Source organism: Micromonospora arida (genome assembly GCF_003857035.1).
Taxonomy (GTDB): domain Bacteria; phylum Actinomycetota; class Actinomycetes; order Mycobacteriales; family Micromonosporaceae; genus Micromonospora; species Micromonospora arida.
This window is the reverse complement of sequence record NZ_QGSY01000192.1, coordinates 1-14,068: the sequence shown is the minus strand read 5'-3', so window position 1 is coordinate 14,068 and position 14,068 is coordinate 1. Positions and strand designations below refer to the sequence as shown.

Below are 14,068 nucleotides of genomic sequence, written 5' to 3'. Positions count from 1 at the left end.
CGAGGCATGATGTCCCCATGGACTCGCGCGGCCCGCTAGCCATGTCGCGAGCGAGAACGGCTCGCCGCCGTCCTGGCCGGGCGTCCGCTGCCGGGGTGAGTAGGTGTCGGAGCAGCGTGACCTGATGTTCTCAGTAGAGGAACGCGACCGGATCCAGCGGCGGCTGCTGCGTCTGGCGGAACAAGACCCCGGTGTCGTCGCCGCCGCGATCACCGGCTCGCACGCCACGAACGATGAGGATCGGTGGTCGGACATCGATCTGGCCTTCGGGGTCAGTGACCCTCTCGACTCCGTCTTGCGTCGATGGACGCAACAGATGTATCAGGACCTCGCGGCGGTCCACCACTGGGATCTGACGGCCGGGTCCGCGATCTACCGGGTGTTCCTGCTGCCTCACTGCCTGGAAGTCGACCTCTCCTTTAGCCCGGAAGGCGAGTTCGGGCCGCGAGGCCCGCGTTGGCGACTCATGTTCGGGCGTTCCACACCACCCCGGGCCCGTGCGTCGAGCGGCCACGACGGCGCGGCCGGCCTGGCATGGCACCACGCGCTGCACGCACGGATCAGCATCGAACGAGGCAGATTCTGGCAAGCGGAGCACTGGATCAGCGCCATGCGGACCCAGACGATCGCACTCGCCTGCCAGCGTCTGGGCCACACCACCAGCTACGCCAAAGGCGCCCACCTACTGCCCTCCGACATCACCGGCCCGCTCGAAACGACATTGGTCCGTTCCACTGATGAGGCCGAGTTACGCCGTGCGCTCTCGGCCGCCGTAACAGCCCTGACCGCGGAACTCACCCGTACCGACCCGACGCTGGCCGATCGGTTACACCCGGTTCTCACCGAACTCGCCGCGATCGATCGCCCGCCGTGGACGGGACGCGCTCCGCACTCGGATGACGGCGGGTGTTGACTGAGTCGATGGTCAAGATGTTGGGTGTGCCCCAGGCCCGGGCAACAGATCGATGTCCGTAGCCCGCATGGGCTGTTCGCACTCCGAGCACCGTAGTTCGACGTGACTGATCCGGCCGCAGGCGTGGTGGCGGTAGAGCACCGGCGGGCCGGCCTCGCCCGCCGTCCACCGGTCACCCCACCGCACCATGACGAGCAGCAGGTCACATAGCTCCCTGCCCTTGTCGGTGAGCAGGTATTCGTGCCGGACCGGCCGGGCGGAATACTCACGCCGGGCCAGGACGCCCTGTTCGACCAGCCAGTTCAGCCGTTCGGCGAGCACCTTGCGGGACATGCCTAGGCCCCGCTGGAGTTGCTCGAAGCGGTGCGTGCCGGCGTAGACGTCCCGCAGGATCAGCGGAGACCACGGCTCACCGATGACGTCGAGGGTGCGGGCGATCGAGCACGCCATGGCGCCGAATTGCGTTCGCTGCATGACGCCACGATACGCAAGATGGTTCCTTCAAGGGACTGACTCTGTTAGCGTCGGAACCGGTCCGTTCCTTGAGGAGACGGACTGGTCCGAGCCCCTCTGCGCGCGTATGGAAGCCGAAAGAGGCCCGCATGAACCATCCGCCGATCGTCCCGACCGGGGACTGGCAAGACGCAGTGAACACCTTGCGAGTCCACGAAAAGGCACTTACCCGCCAGCTCGACGCGGTAGCCGCGGCGCGTCGCCGGCTACCGATGACGCCAGTCGAGCAGGACTACGTGTTCGAAGGCCCGTCCGGGCCTGCCAGTCTGACCGACTTGTTCCAAGGCCGCCGCCAGCTCATCGTGTACACCTTCATGTGGCACGGCGTCGACGCTGTCTGCTCCGGCTGCTCGATGTTCACCGACAACGTCGGACAGCTGGCCCACCTCAACGCCCGCGACGTCACCCTGGCGTTGACGTCCCATGGCCCCCTGGACGACCTGCTGGCGCTGCGGCGGCGAATGGGTTGGGCCCTGCCCTGGTATTCGTCGCTGGACAACAGCTTCAACGCCGACATGGGAACCGGTGACGGATTCGCGCTGAACGTCTTCCTCCGCGCCGACGACCGGATCTTCCGCACCTACACCACCACCGCCCGGGGCGTGGAACGGCTCGGCAGTAACTGGTCCTTTCTCGACCTGACGCCATACGGCCGACAGGAGACCTGGGAGGACTCGCCGGAAGGCTGGCCGCAGACCCAGCCCTACCAGTGGTGGCGGCTGCACGACGAGTACGACATGACCAAGGATCCGTCATGACAGTCGATACGCCAGTCGCCGAGCTCCTCTTCCAGCAGGAGGACGCAACACCCTTCAATACCGACATGGCGACACTCAAGCCTTGGAGCCAGGCATTGACCTGTCTGGACTCGGCGCACAAGTGTTGGCTGTCCACCGTCGGACCGGACGGCCGTCCACATGCCGCGCCGGTGATGCTGGTGCTGGTGGATGGAGCGCCGTGCATTGCGAGCCGCCCGAACTCCCGCAAGAGCCGAAACCTGGCCGGCAACCCCCGCGCTGTCATCACCGTAAGCGGCGAAGACCTCGACCTGGTGGTCAGCGGTGGAGCTCACCAGGTGTCGGGCGACACCGCGCTGCACCGGGTGGCCGCCGCCTTCGCAACGAAGTACGGCTGGACCTTCGCCATCAGGGACGGCCGAGCCCATGACGAGAGTCTGCCGGGATCACCGCAGTATGCCTTCTACAAGGTCTCCCCCGTCCGGGCTTTCGGCTACGGCACGGACGGGCTGACTGCGACTCGTTGGCGGTTCAACCGCACCTGACTGCCGGGCTGCGTCATGAACCGTCGCCGGCGCGTCCAGCCCCACATCATCAGTGACCGGGCTCGGGGCAACCCAGAGCGTCACCCCGAGCCCGGTCACTGATAGTTGGTCTGGGCCAGACTCCTCGATGTCGAGGCCGCGGGCCTCAGTGGGCGGGCTTGCCGAACCAGCGGGAAAGGTGGTCGTCCAGATCCTGCTGGTCGTCGCCGATCCAGGCGACGTGCCCGTCGGGGCGCAGCAGGACGCAGGGGACGTCCAGTCCTGCGGTGGGGTCCGCGAGGTGATCGACCCGGTCTGACCAGCCGCCAGCGGTGAGGCGTTCGGTGCGGTCCAGCAGCAGACCGCGGCCGCGGCCCAGCAGACCATAGAGGTGGCCCTGTTTCACGTCGACGTCGGGCAGACGGCGACCGAGCAGGTCGGGGCCCGCGCCGAAGTCGTAGCGGATACCGATGGCGGTGATCTTTTCCAGCAGATGGAGGTTCACCTCGTCGAAGTCCATCAACTCGACGAGCAGCCTCCGCACGGCCTGTGGGCCCGGTTCGGTGGACAGCAGCTCCGTCTGGGCTCGGGTGTTGTCCAGCACCTCCTCGGCGACCGGGCGCCGTTCGGACTGGTAGGTGTCCAGCAGTGTCTCCGGCGCCCAGCCGCGGATGCGCGCGGCCAGTTTCCAGCCGAGGTTGACTGCGTCCTGAACGCCGAGGTTGAGGCCCTGTCCGCCGATGGGCGGATGGATGTGCGCCGCGTCGCCGGCCAGCAGCACCCGCCCGACCCGATAGCTGTCGGCCAACCGGGTGGCATCGCCGAAGCGGGACAACCAGCGCGGGGAGTGCACGCCGAAGTCGGTCCCGGCGATGGCGTGCAACTGGCGCTTGAAATCCTCGAGGGTGGGCGGTTCGGCGCGGTCGCTGACCCCGGCGGCGGGCACCAGGACGCTGTAGACCCCGATGCCTGCGGGCCGGAGCCAGAATCGCTGATGGGTCTCGCGGATCTCGGCCACCACGACGGCGACCTCCTCCTGCGGGACGCCCACCTCCATCTCGCCCATCAGACTCTCGGTCCGGGCGGGCTCCCCGGGAAAGCCGACGCCGAGCAGTTTGCGCACCGTGCTGCGCCCGCCGTCGCACCCGACGAGGTAGCGCGCCCGCAACTGCTCCCCGTCGGCCAACTCGACGGTCACCCCCTCGTCGTCCTGCTCGAAACCGACGACCGCCCGACCGCGCCGGACCTGCGCGCCGAGGTCGATGGCGCGCTCTTCGAGCAGACGTTCGATGACCGGCTGCGGGATGCCCAGCAGATAGGCGTACCGGGAATCCAGGCCCTGGGGCGCGGGCTTGGCGATGGCGGCGAAGAATGCGCTGGCCGGACGCTGCCGCCCGTGCGGCAGGATGCGTTCCAGCAGCCCGCGCATCGCCATCAGCTCCAGGCTGCGGATGTGCAGGCCGACGATGCGGACGGCCGATGGCGGCTCGGTCTCCCTCTCCACGATGAGGACCCGCACGTCGTGCAGCCGCAGCTCGGCCGCGAGCATCGCACCTGTCGGCCCGCATCCGGCAATGATCACGTCGTACGTGTGGGCCGCACGATCGGCGTTGGGAGCCGACGATGCTGGGCGGATGTCGCCCACCGTGGAGTCGCGCTCGACCGGATCGGTCGACGGTGGGTCGGCGGTGAATTGCGGAGGATGCATAGGTGTTGCCTCTCGGGAGTGCCGTGTTGGCAAGGCGCTCCCGGCGACACCTACGTCAATCGCCCGACCGTGACGGCAAGGGGGAGCACCCACATCGCTACAACGTTCATGGGTCTCACCTCCTCGGGCGGTGTCGCTGTCAAGTGCAAGCTATATCCCCCAGTGCGATCCCGTCGAGTTGTTTCCTCGTCACATGATCAACGCGTCTGGTGGGTCAGCGATCGGTGGAGCCACTCGGCCATCAGCGCGCGTTCGGCGTCGGTGAGCCCCTGGAGGTCGGGCAGCACCGTCGCGAAGGTCACCGCGACCGCGTTCGCGGTGGTGTCGGGTGTTACCGGAGTTGTCGCCAGGATGCTGGTGAGTACGGCATCGAGCATGGCCTCACCCAGACCGAGGTCACGCTGCCCGGTGGGCATTCCCAGCAGTGTGAGGATGGTTCCGTTGCCCGCCGAGTGGATCATCATTAGCGCGCGCTCCTCGTCGACCCGGAGGAGGCCGGCTGCGGCGAGTCGTCGGACGCGGCGACGTAGCACGTCGAGCCCGGCGATCGTTGCCGGCGAGGGTGCACCACTCCCCCGGGTGGCGATCAGCGCGTACAGCTCGGGGTTTGTCAGGCCGAACTCCACGTGCGCGCGCCATCCGGCGCGCAGGTCCGTGACCGGGTCGCCGTCCGCTGCGACCGATTTGCCACTGACGTAGGTGGCCATGACGTGCTCGGCGACGGCGTCGATGAGTCCGTCCTTGTCGCCGAACAGGCGATAGATGGTCGGCGCCTGCACGCCTGCGGCCTGGGCGACGGCGCGCGTCGTCACCGCGTTAGCGCCCTTCTCACCCAGCAGTTGGGTCGCTGCCGCGACGATGCCCGCACGGACGTCGTCGCGGGTGTCCTGCGTCGTCACCATGAACCGATGCTAACAGTGACTTGTTATCCATGAATTATCGGTGATAACGTCCTCGGCGTAACATCGATAACAAGGGAGTATTCATCATGATCGTCGTCACCGGTGCCACTGGCCAGCTCGGGTCCCAGATCGTCGACCGGCTGCTCGACCGGCTGTCACCCGAGGCCGTGGGCGTGAGCGTGCGCGACGCCGACAGGGCCGCCGGCCTCGCCGAGCGCGGGGTGCGGGTGCGCGCCGGGGACTTCACCGACCCGGCCACGCTGGGGCACGCCTTCGAGGGTGCGGACAAGGCCCTCATCGTCTCCGCCGCCATCCGCGGCCCCGGCGCTTATGTCGCGAACCGCGCCGCCATCGACGCCGCCCGCGCCGCGGGAGCCAGTCGAATCCTCTACACCAGCCACCAGGCCGCCTCCCGGGACTCGCTCTTTGCCGCCCAACCCACGCACGCCGCGACCGAGGAACACCTGGCCGGACTGGGGGTTCCCTTCACCTCCCTGCGCAACGGGTTCTACGCGAGCACGCTCAGCTTCTCCATCGGCACGGCGCTGGAGACCGGGCAACTCGTGGCGCCGGCGGACGGCCCGGTCTCCTGGACCGCGCACGCCGACCTGGCCGAGGCGGCAGCCGTCGCTCTCACCGAGGACGGCGTACTCGACGGGGTCACGGCGCCGCTGACCGCCTCGGAGATGCTCGACCTCGAAGCGGTAGCCGCCATCCTCAGCGACATCACGGGCCGCACCGTCGAACGTGTCGTCGCGGATGACGACCAGTGGCGGGCGGCCGCCATCGAGCGAGGCATGCCCGCCGCGGCGGCCGACTTCACTCTCGGCATGTACCGCGCGGCGCGAGAGAAGGAGTTCGCCGTGACCGATCCGACGCTTCAGACAGTCATCGGCCACCGCCCGACGCCCGTCCGCACGGTGCTCGAGGCCATCGTCGCCCAGCGATGAGGGGTCGATGACGCGGTGGTCGTCAGCGCAGCATCGCCCGGGTCATTCGACGGGTGGCGACGTACATCGCGATCTAGCCGAACGCGAGGAGGTAGACCACCGGGATCAGCAGCTCCCAGCCGAGGTGGCCCAACGCGGGTTACCGGACCAGCTCGATGCTGTGGTAGTACGAGATCAGCAGCGACGCCGGCAGGGCCGGCAGCACCCAGGCCGACGTGACCAGCCCACCGACGGCCATGAGTGTGAGAAGGCCGATCGACCTGGTCGCCGGCCTTCTCCTGGAGCTGGGCGAAGTCGAGCAGTCGGGTCGCGCGGTCCCGGATGACGGCCCGCGGCAGGCCGAAGTATCGCCCGTAGATGTGCAGGTTCTCCCGCACGGTGAGCTCGTTGTCCAGGTAGTCGTCCTGCGTGACGACGCCCAGCCGGGCGCGGATCTCCGGCCCCTGTCTCATCGGGTCCATGCCCAGCACGCGCAGGGTGCCGCCGCTGATCGGTGACGTGGCGGCGATCATCCGCATGGTGGTGGACTTGCCGGCGCCGTTGGGGCCGAGAAGCCCGAACGGCTCCCCCCGCTCAAGGGCGAATTTGTAGGTTGTCTTCTTGACGGGCGGCTGACGTGTAGCTAAGTTTCAGCCACCCGGACTGAGAGGCGTCTATGCAGACCCGACTCGTTACCGCGACCGCCCTGGCGGCCACACTGGCGGCCACCCTCGCTTCCCTGCCTGCCCAGGCCGCCACGCCGGTGCGCCCATCGGCCGCCGAGCACGGCTGGGTCACGTCGACGCTGCGACACATGAGCCTGGAGCAGAAGGTCGGACAACTCTTCGCCACCTACGTCTACGGCGGTGACGCCACGGACCCCAGCGCCGCGGACCGGACCGCGAACCTCGCCGCCTTCGGTGTGGAGACACCGGCCGAGGTGATCGAGCGGTACCACCTGGGCGGCGTCTGCTACTTCTCCTGGTCGCACAACCTGGACGGGCCCCGACAGATCGCGACCCTCTCCAATGGACTGCAGAGGGCTGCCCGTGGCGACGGGGCAAAGGGCAGGGTGCCACTGCTCATCTCCACCGACCAGGAGCAGGGCGCGGTGGTGCGAATGCCCTCCCCCGCCGCCCAGTTCCCCGGGTCGATGGCGCTGGGCGCGGGGCGGTCGCCCCGGGCCGCCCGGACGGCAGCGGAGGTCACCGGACGCGAGCTGCGCGCCGTCGGCATCCAACAGCCGTACGCGCCGATCGCCGACGTCAACGTCAACCCGGGCAACCCGGTGATCGGCGTGCGGTCCTTCGGCGCCGACCCCACCCTCGTGGCCGACCTCACCGCCGCCCAGGTCACCGGTTTCCAGGACCGGGCCGGGGTGACCGCCGTGGCGAAGCACTTCCCCGGGCACGGCGACACGGCCACCGACAGCCACACCGGTCTCCCGGTGATCAACCACAGCCGCGCCGAGTGGGATCGGATCGACGCGCCGCCGTTCAAGCGTGCCATCCGCGCCGGTGTCGACACGATCATGACCGCGCACATCGTGGTCCCGGCGCTCGACCCGTCCGGCGACCCCGCGACCTTGTCGCCGACGATCCTCACCGGCGTGCTGCGTGGTGAGCTCGGTTTCCGGGGCGTCATCGTCACCGACGCGCTGAACATGGCCGGCGTGCGGGCGAAGTACGGCGACGATCGGGTGCCCGTACTGGCGCTCAAGGCCGGCGCCGACCAGCTCCTGATGCCGCCGAATCTCGCGCTGGCGCGGGACGCGGTGCTGCGGGCCGTCGACGCCGGCGAGCTCACCGAGCGTCGGATCGACGAGTCGGTCCGACGCATCCTCGGTGTCAAGTATCGGCAGGGACTCGCCCGCTCGCCGCTGGTCGACGTCGAGAAGGCCGTCCGGACCGTCGGCGCTTCGGAGCACCTCGCCGCCGTCGCCCAGGTCACCGACCCGACGCTCACCGCCGTCCGCAACGATGCCGGAGTGCTGCCCCTGCCCCGCGCCGACCGGTCGGTCCTGATCACCGGCTGGGACAGCGCCGCCTTCGCCCCGGTCGCGACGGTCGCCGCCGGATTCACCACGCGTGGTGCCCGCGTCACCGCCCGACCGGCGACCCTGCCCTCCGACGCGACGATCACCGCCACGGCGAGCCAGGCCGCCGAGCACGACCTCACCGTCGTGCTCGTGAACAAGGCGTGGGACACCGCCGTCACCGATCCGCGAGCCACCCAGCAGCGCCTCGTCGCGGCACTGCTGGGCACCGGGAAACCCGTGGTCGTCGTGGCCGTCCGCGACCCGTACGACATCGCGTACCTGCCGGGTGTCACCACCTACCTGGCGACGTACTCGTACACCCGCGCGGCGATGGACGCCCTCGTCCGCGCGCTGCACGGCGAACTGTCCCCGAGCGGACGGCTGCCCGTCACGATCCCCACGGCCGAGGGGGCGGGCTCCGTGCTCTATCCCTACGGCCACGGCCTGAGCTGGTAGGAGGCAAGCATGCAGCGGAGGAATTTCCTGGTCGGCGCGGTCGGTGCGGGCGCGCTGGGGGCGGGGACGCTCGGAGTCGGACCGGCGGTGGCCAACTCCCGTGACCGTCGGGTCCGCACCGGCCTCGACGAGCTGGTGTCGTCCGGGTTCGCCGAACTCGCCGGTCAGCGCGTGGGCGTCATCTCCAACCCGACCGGCGTCGATGCGTCCTACCGGCACCTCGTCGACCTGATGCACGGCTCCGGTCGGGTGCAACTGGTCGCGGCGTTCGGCCCCGAGCACGGCTTCCGCGGCTCCGCGCAGGCCGGTGGGAGCGAGGGAACCGGCGTCGACGCACGCACCGGCATCCCGGTGTACGACGCGTACGGCGCCTCGCAGGCCCGGTGGGAAGCGATGTTCACCGAGGCCGGGGTGGACACCGTGGTCTTCGACATCCAGGACGTCGGAGTCCGCTTCTATACCTACATCTGGACGATGTACACCTCGATGGTCGCCGCGGCCCGGGTCGGCAAACGCTACCTCGTGCTGGACCGGCCCAACCCGGTCGGCGGGCGGGCCTATGGGCCGATGATGACCAGCCCGTACACCTCGGGCGTGGGTCTCAAGGAGATCATTCAGCAGCACGGGATGACCGTCGGAGAGCTGGCCCGGTTCTTCAACGCCACGTTCCTGCCGGCCGAGGCGGGACGACCGGTCGACCTGCACGTGGTGCGGTGCCGGCACTGGAAGCGTGACGCCCTCGCCGCCGACACCGGCGTGCCCTGGGTGATGCCCAGCCCGAACATGCCCACCCCGGACACCGCTCTGGTCTACCCGGGCACCGGGCTGTTCGAGGGTGTCGCCTCGATCACCGAGGGGCGCGGCACGTGTCGCCCGTTCGAGCTGATCGGCGGGCTGGCGACGGACTTCGACCACCACTGGGGTGACCGGCTCAACGCCCGGAACCTGCCCGGGGTCGAGTTCCGCGAGGCGTACTTCTCGCCGACCTCGGCCGGGCAGAAGCCGGACCTGCTCAACAAACTCTGCGCCGGCGTGGAGGTCAAGGTCGTCGACCGGGCCGTGTACGACCCGATCCGCACCGGCGTGGCCATGCTGGTGGAGGCGCACAAGTACCCGGCGTTCGCCTGGCGACGCGACTCGTGGGACACCGTGCGTCCGTACTGGATCGACAAGCTCACCGGGTCCCCGCGACTGCGGACCCAGATCGACGCCGGAGCTGACGTGGACGACGTCGTCGGCGCCTGGGCCGAGGAACTGGCCACCTTCAACCGGCGTCGCCGGCCCTACCTGCTCTACTAGGAGTGCGGTCATGACCAGGTCGACTCGTCGTCCGCTCCGCTCACTCGCGCTCGGCCTCGCTCTGGTGATCCTGGGCACGGCACTGCCCACCACCGGGGCGGTCGCCGCGACACCCACGTCCGATCCGCCGACCGTCACCCCCGCCGACATCCAGTTCCGCCACGACACGTTGCGGCGCGGCAGCGCCCGCCAGGTCGGACTGCTCCCCGACCAGGTGGATCGCCTGCCCGCCGACCTGGCGGCGTATCTCCAGCCGACCCCGGACCACCCCGGCTACCCGGCGTACGCCGGCGCGGTGGTCCTGGCCGCCAAGGACGGTGTGATCGTTCAGCACGCCGCCGTGGGCAGCGCGGTGAAGTACTCCGCAGTTGGTCCACCACCCGGCCTGGTCGGTGTGCAACTCCCCGCCGACCAGCAGATCCCGACCCGGCGGGACACCATCTACGACCTGGCGTCGGTGTCGAAACTGTTCACCACGATCGTCACCATGCAGCAGGTCGAGCGGGGACGGGTGGAGCTGGACACGCCGGTCGCCCGTTACGTCCAGGAGTTCGCCGCCGGCGGCAAGGCGGCGGTCACCGTGCGGATGCTGCTCACCCACACATCGGGTCTGCCCGCGTTCACACCGCTGTGGAGAAGGTACCCGACACCGGCCGAGCGATTCGCCGCCGCGCTCGCCACGCCGCTCACCACCGGGGCAACGCCCGGTAGCCAGTACGTCTACTCCGACCTGGGGCTGATCCCGCTGGGCGTCCTGCTGGAGCGGGTAACCGGTCGGCCGTTGGCCGACCTGGTCCGCGACGGCGTGACCGGGCCGCTGGGCATGACCGACACGGGCTACAACCCGGGCCCGGAGCGGCGGTCGCGGATCGCCGCGACCGAATACCAGCCGTACGCCGGACGCGGCATGGTGTGGGGTGAGGTGCACGACGAGAACGCGTGGTCGCTCGGCGGGGTGGCCGGGCACGCCGGGGTCTTCTCCACGGCCGCGGACCTGGCCGTGCTCTGCCAGTCACTGCTCAACGGCGGCGAATACCGCGGCCGGCGGATCCTGCGCTCGGAAACGGTGCGCGCGATGCTGGTCAACCACAACGCGCCGCTCGAGTCGGCCTACCCGGAGAGCGACCGCGGGCTCGGCTTCGAGCTGAACAAGCACTGGTACATGATGGGGCTCTCCTCTCCGGTGGCCTTCGGGCACACCGGCTTCACCGGCACGTCGATCGTCATCGACCCGCTCTCCCACTCGTTCGTCGTCATGCTCAGCAACCGGGTGCACCCGGACCGGGGCTGGGGCAGCAACAACATCGCCCGACGGTCCGTCGCGCGTGACCTCGCGGAGGCGATGCCGGTAAGGCCGCGCTCGGCCAGCGCCTGGCGGGCCGACCCACGCGACTCCGCGACGAGCACGCTCACAGCGCCGCTGCGTCGGCCAGGCCGTGGCGGGGCGGCGAGCTTCCTGCTCTGGTACGACACCGAGCCGCGCTTCGACAGCGCGCGATTCGAGGTTTCCACCGACGGTGGTCAGACCTGGGCGCCGGCGACGATGCAGCTCCGCGACGCCGCCCGCCGGTGGAGCGCCGACGGCACGGTCACCGGCTACGGGGGTCGGGTGTGGTGGCAGGTCACGGTGGCGCTGCCCGATCAGGCCACCCACCTGCGGTTCAGCAGCAGCACCGACGGCTCCGGCCAGGGGCGTGGTGTCTACGTCGACCGGGTCGTAGCGGCGGACCGGCACGGCATGCTCTTCTCCGGCGAGGGTGCCGACGCCTCCCGGTTCGTCGCCGACGGGTGGTCACCGGCGCGGAGCTGAGACGTTGCACGGGATGGTGCCACCCGCGAACCCGGGCCCGAGAGCAATTTGACCCTCGACGGGGTTGAGGCCCGACCATCGGCGACATGACCGACCAAGCGACCGCCGACCCGACCATGACCCGCATCATCGAGGCCGTGCAGCTCGGCCAGACCGGCGCACCTGCCCGAGCCCGTGAGCAGCTCACCGCGTTGTGGGACGAACTCGGCCCCTCCGGTGACGCCCTGCACCGCTGCACCCTGGCGCACTACCTCGCCGACCTTCAGGACACCACCGAGGCGGAGCTGGCCTGGGACGAACGTGCCCTGGCCGCCGTGTCCGACCTGACCGACGAACGCGCCCAGCGGTATCTGTCCTCGCTCCAGGTCCAGGCGTTCCTGCCGTCGCTGTACCTCAACCTGGCCGACTGCCACCGGCGCCTGGGCAACGTCGGCCCGGCCCGGGAGCACCTTGCCCGAGCCCGCGAGCACCTGGTGCGGCTACCGGACGACCCCTACGGCGAGAGCATCCGCGCCGCGGTCCGGGACTTCGTCGAGGACGATCCGACCGACCGCCGGCGGTAGCGGTCGGTCGGATCACCGGTCCTGGCGAGCGACGCCCGCGCGGTATTCCTGCGGCGAACGTCCGTAGTGGGCACGGAAGAGACGGCTGAAGTGGGCCTTGTCCGGGAAACCCCAACGGGCGGCGATGGCCTGGATCGGCTGTCGCAGCAGCGGGTTGCCGAGATCACGACGGCACTGCTCCAGGCGCTTGGCGCGGATGAGTTCGGCAACCGTCGTCGACTCCGCCTCGAACAGGCGGTGCAGCGACCGCGGCGAGATGTGGTGGGCGGCGGCGACGCTACTCGGGCTGAGCTCGTTACTGTCGAGGTGGCGGTCGATGAAGTCGACGACCCGGGCCCGCAGGGTGGTCTGCCGGGCCTCCGGTGACAGGGTGTCCTCGATGTCGAGGTACTGAGCGAGCGCGGCAGTGAGCAGGTCCACCGCCACCCCGCCCAGGATCTCGGCCTGGGCCGGCTCGAACTGCTCCGGGTGCGACGCGATGCTCCGCAGATGGTGGACCAACAGTCCGCCGACGCCAACGCGCGACGGCATCGGGGTGGCCAGCAGGCGGCGGAGCCGGTCCGGCGCCAGAGGCAGCGCCGCGTGCGGCATCTGCACGGTGATCGTGGTGGCGAGACCGGGGCCGTCCACGCGGTGCCGCGCGACGTGCGGCCGCGCGATGTCCAAGAGCGTGAAGTGGTGGGCGGCTTCCAGCGTGGACTCGGTGCGGTCCTGGATCAAGGTGCTGCGACCCGTCAGCGGTAGCGCGAGTTGATACACGTCACAGTCGGCTCTGCGGACCAGTTTCGTGGGCCGGATCGAATCCAACGACGGGTAGCGCAGCGAGGTCATCCGAATGCGGCCGAGATCGATGGCCTGCGCGTACGCCACGAAGTCGTCCAGGTGACCGCTGCTGATGTGCGCCGGCGCCGTCTCCTGAGCGACCAGGGCATACCAGAAGGCGAATCGGTCTGCCGGGGGCAGCACCGTCGTGTCCACCACCAGGTTGGGCAACACCCTGCTCGCCTCCCCCCATATGCGAGGATGGATTCTTGCATGCCTCGACTTTCTTTACCCACGACGGGAATCCCACGCCCGGTGCTACCCGGCGGGTTGGCGAGTGTCGGCGGTGACCGGCGCCGACCTGCGGGAGGCAGCCGACGAGATGACCCGGGTGCTGCTGCCACACCGGGACCGCGACTGGTCGGTGCCGGCCGGCTCGCTGAGCTGGAGCTGCTGGACCACCGCGGCGCACGTCGCGCACGACCTCCTCGCGTACGCGGGCCAGGTCACCGGCCGTCCGGATGACAGCTATCTGCCGTACGACCTACGGGTCTCCCCCGACGCGAGCCCGACGCAGGTGCTCACGGTGGTGCGGGCCTGCGCCGGTCTGCTCGCCGCCGCCGTCGACGCCGCCCCGCCGGAGGTGCGGGCCTGGCACTGGGGTCCGTGCGATCCGGCCGGTTTCGCCGCCATGGGCGTGGCCGAGACTCTGTTGCACACCCACGACATCACCCTGGGTTTCGGTGTGCCGTGGCAGCCGTCGCAGCGGCTGAGCGCGCTGGTGCTGCGCCGACTCTTCCCGGATGCCCCGCCCGGGGCTGCGCCCGAGGTGCTGCTCTGGATGACCGGCCGCGGCGAGCTGCCCGGCCGCGACCCCTTATACACATCTCCGAGCCCACGAGACGCGTAGTAAA

13 protein-coding genes and 1 pseudogene are annotated in these 14,068 nt (G+C 69.8%); 9 read left to right on the top strand and 5 right to left on the bottom strand.

All coding sequences use genetic code 11. The features are described from left to right. Positions 1-103: 103 nt before the first annotated feature. On the top strand, positions 104-913 hold the full coding sequence (locus DLJ58_RS17945) for a nucleotidyltransferase domain-containing protein (protein WP_208741179.1): 810 nt from the start codon (positions 104-106) through the stop codon (positions 911-913). A gap of 12 nt (positions 914-925) precedes the next feature. Here DLJ58_RS17945 and DLJ58_RS17940 read toward each other — a convergent pair whose 3' ends face one another. Next, entirely contained in the window at positions 926-1,387 is a 462-nt protein-coding gene (locus tag DLJ58_RS17940) for a winged helix-turn-helix transcriptional regulator (protein ID WP_124857891.1), read from the bottom strand. A 128-nt stretch (positions 1,388-1,515) separates the two neighbouring features. On the opposite strand from DLJ58_RS17940, the gene DLJ58_RS17935 reads away from it, so the two are divergent. Next, positions 1,516-2,184 carry a DUF899 domain-containing protein gene (locus DLJ58_RS17935; RefSeq protein WP_124857889.1) on the top strand — a complete coding sequence of 223 codons (669 nt, stop codon included), beginning with the start codon at positions 1,516-1,518 and terminating at the stop codon, positions 2,182-2,184. Continuing rightward, positions 2,181-2,708, top strand: a complete 528-nt coding sequence (locus tag DLJ58_RS17930; RefSeq protein ID WP_124857887.1) for a pyridoxamine 5'-phosphate oxidase family protein — start codon at positions 2,181-2,183, stop codon at positions 2,706-2,708. The genes DLJ58_RS17935 and DLJ58_RS17930 overlap by 4 nt, the downstream gene beginning before the upstream one ends. Positions 2,709-2,853: 145 nt before the next feature. On the opposite strand, the gene DLJ58_RS17925 is transcribed toward DLJ58_RS17930, so the two are convergent. Together DLJ58_RS17925 and DLJ58_RS17920 are read right to left on the bottom strand one after the other, a co-directional pair. Continuing rightward, the gene (locus DLJ58_RS17925; RefSeq protein ID WP_244219002.1) at positions 2,854-4,236 is read right to left on the bottom strand and encodes an FAD-dependent monooxygenase; all 1,383 of its coding nucleotides are present in this window, start codon (positions 4,234-4,236) and stop codon (positions 2,854-2,856) included. A 356-nt stretch (positions 4,237-4,592) separates the two neighbouring features. After that, entirely contained in the window at positions 4,593-5,297 is a 705-nt protein-coding gene (locus DLJ58_RS17920) for a TetR/AcrR family transcriptional regulator (RefSeq protein WP_124857883.1), read from the bottom strand. Positions 5,298-5,383: 86 nt separating this feature from the next. Here DLJ58_RS17920 and DLJ58_RS17915 point away from each other — a divergent pair, with 86 nt between their 5' ends. After that, positions 5,384-6,247, top strand: a complete 864-nt coding sequence (locus tag DLJ58_RS17915) for an NmrA family NAD(P)-binding protein (protein WP_124857881.1) — start codon at positions 5,384-5,386, stop codon at positions 6,245-6,247. A gap of 227 nt (positions 6,248-6,474) precedes the next feature. Here the strand turns inward: DLJ58_RS17915 and DLJ58_RS34610 are convergent. Beyond that, positions 6,475-6,828 (bottom strand): annotated as a pseudogene (locus DLJ58_RS34610) (ATP-binding cassette domain-containing protein); the annotation flags it as partial. A 74-nt stretch (positions 6,829-6,902) separates the two neighbouring features. On the opposite strand from DLJ58_RS34610, the gene DLJ58_RS17905 reads away from it, so the two are divergent. The 4 genes from DLJ58_RS17905 (at position 6,903) to DLJ58_RS17890 (ending at position 12,392) form a co-directional block, all read left to right on the top strand. Continuing rightward, the gene (locus tag DLJ58_RS17905; RefSeq protein WP_124857879.1) at positions 6,903-8,720 is read left to right on the top strand and encodes a glycoside hydrolase family 3 protein; all 1,818 of its coding nucleotides are present in this window, start codon (positions 6,903-6,905) and stop codon (positions 8,718-8,720) included. 9 nt (positions 8,721-8,729) lie between these two features. After that, complete coding sequence (locus tag DLJ58_RS17900; RefSeq protein WP_124857877.1) at positions 8,730-10,019, top strand: exo-beta-N-acetylmuramidase NamZ family protein; 1,290 nt, start codon at positions 8,730-8,732, stop codon at positions 10,017-10,019. A 10-nt stretch (positions 10,020-10,029) separates the two neighbouring features. Beyond that, on the top strand, positions 10,030-11,829 hold the full coding sequence (locus DLJ58_RS17895; RefSeq protein ID WP_124857875.1) for a serine hydrolase domain-containing protein: 1,800 nt from the start codon (positions 10,030-10,032) through the stop codon (positions 11,827-11,829). Between the two features lie 86 nt (positions 11,830-11,915). Then, entirely contained in the window at positions 11,916-12,392 is a 477-nt protein-coding gene (locus DLJ58_RS17890; RefSeq protein ID WP_124857873.1) for a hypothetical protein, read from the top strand. Positions 12,393-12,404: 12 nt separating this feature from the next. Here DLJ58_RS17890 and DLJ58_RS17885 read toward each other — a convergent pair whose 3' ends face one another. After that, positions 12,405-13,388: a helix-turn-helix domain-containing protein gene (locus tag DLJ58_RS17885; protein WP_124857871.1), complete on the bottom strand. Its 984-nt coding sequence runs from the start codon at positions 13,386-13,388 to the stop codon at positions 12,405-12,407. A 103-nt stretch (positions 13,389-13,491) separates the two neighbouring features. On the opposite strand from DLJ58_RS17885, the gene DLJ58_RS17880 reads away from it, so the two are divergent. Continuing rightward, a complete protein-coding gene (locus DLJ58_RS17880) occupies positions 13,492-14,064 on the top strand; it encodes a maleylpyruvate isomerase N-terminal domain-containing protein (RefSeq protein ID WP_425271321.1) in 573 nt (190 codons plus the stop codon). Positions 14,065-14,068 lie beyond the last annotated feature (4 nt).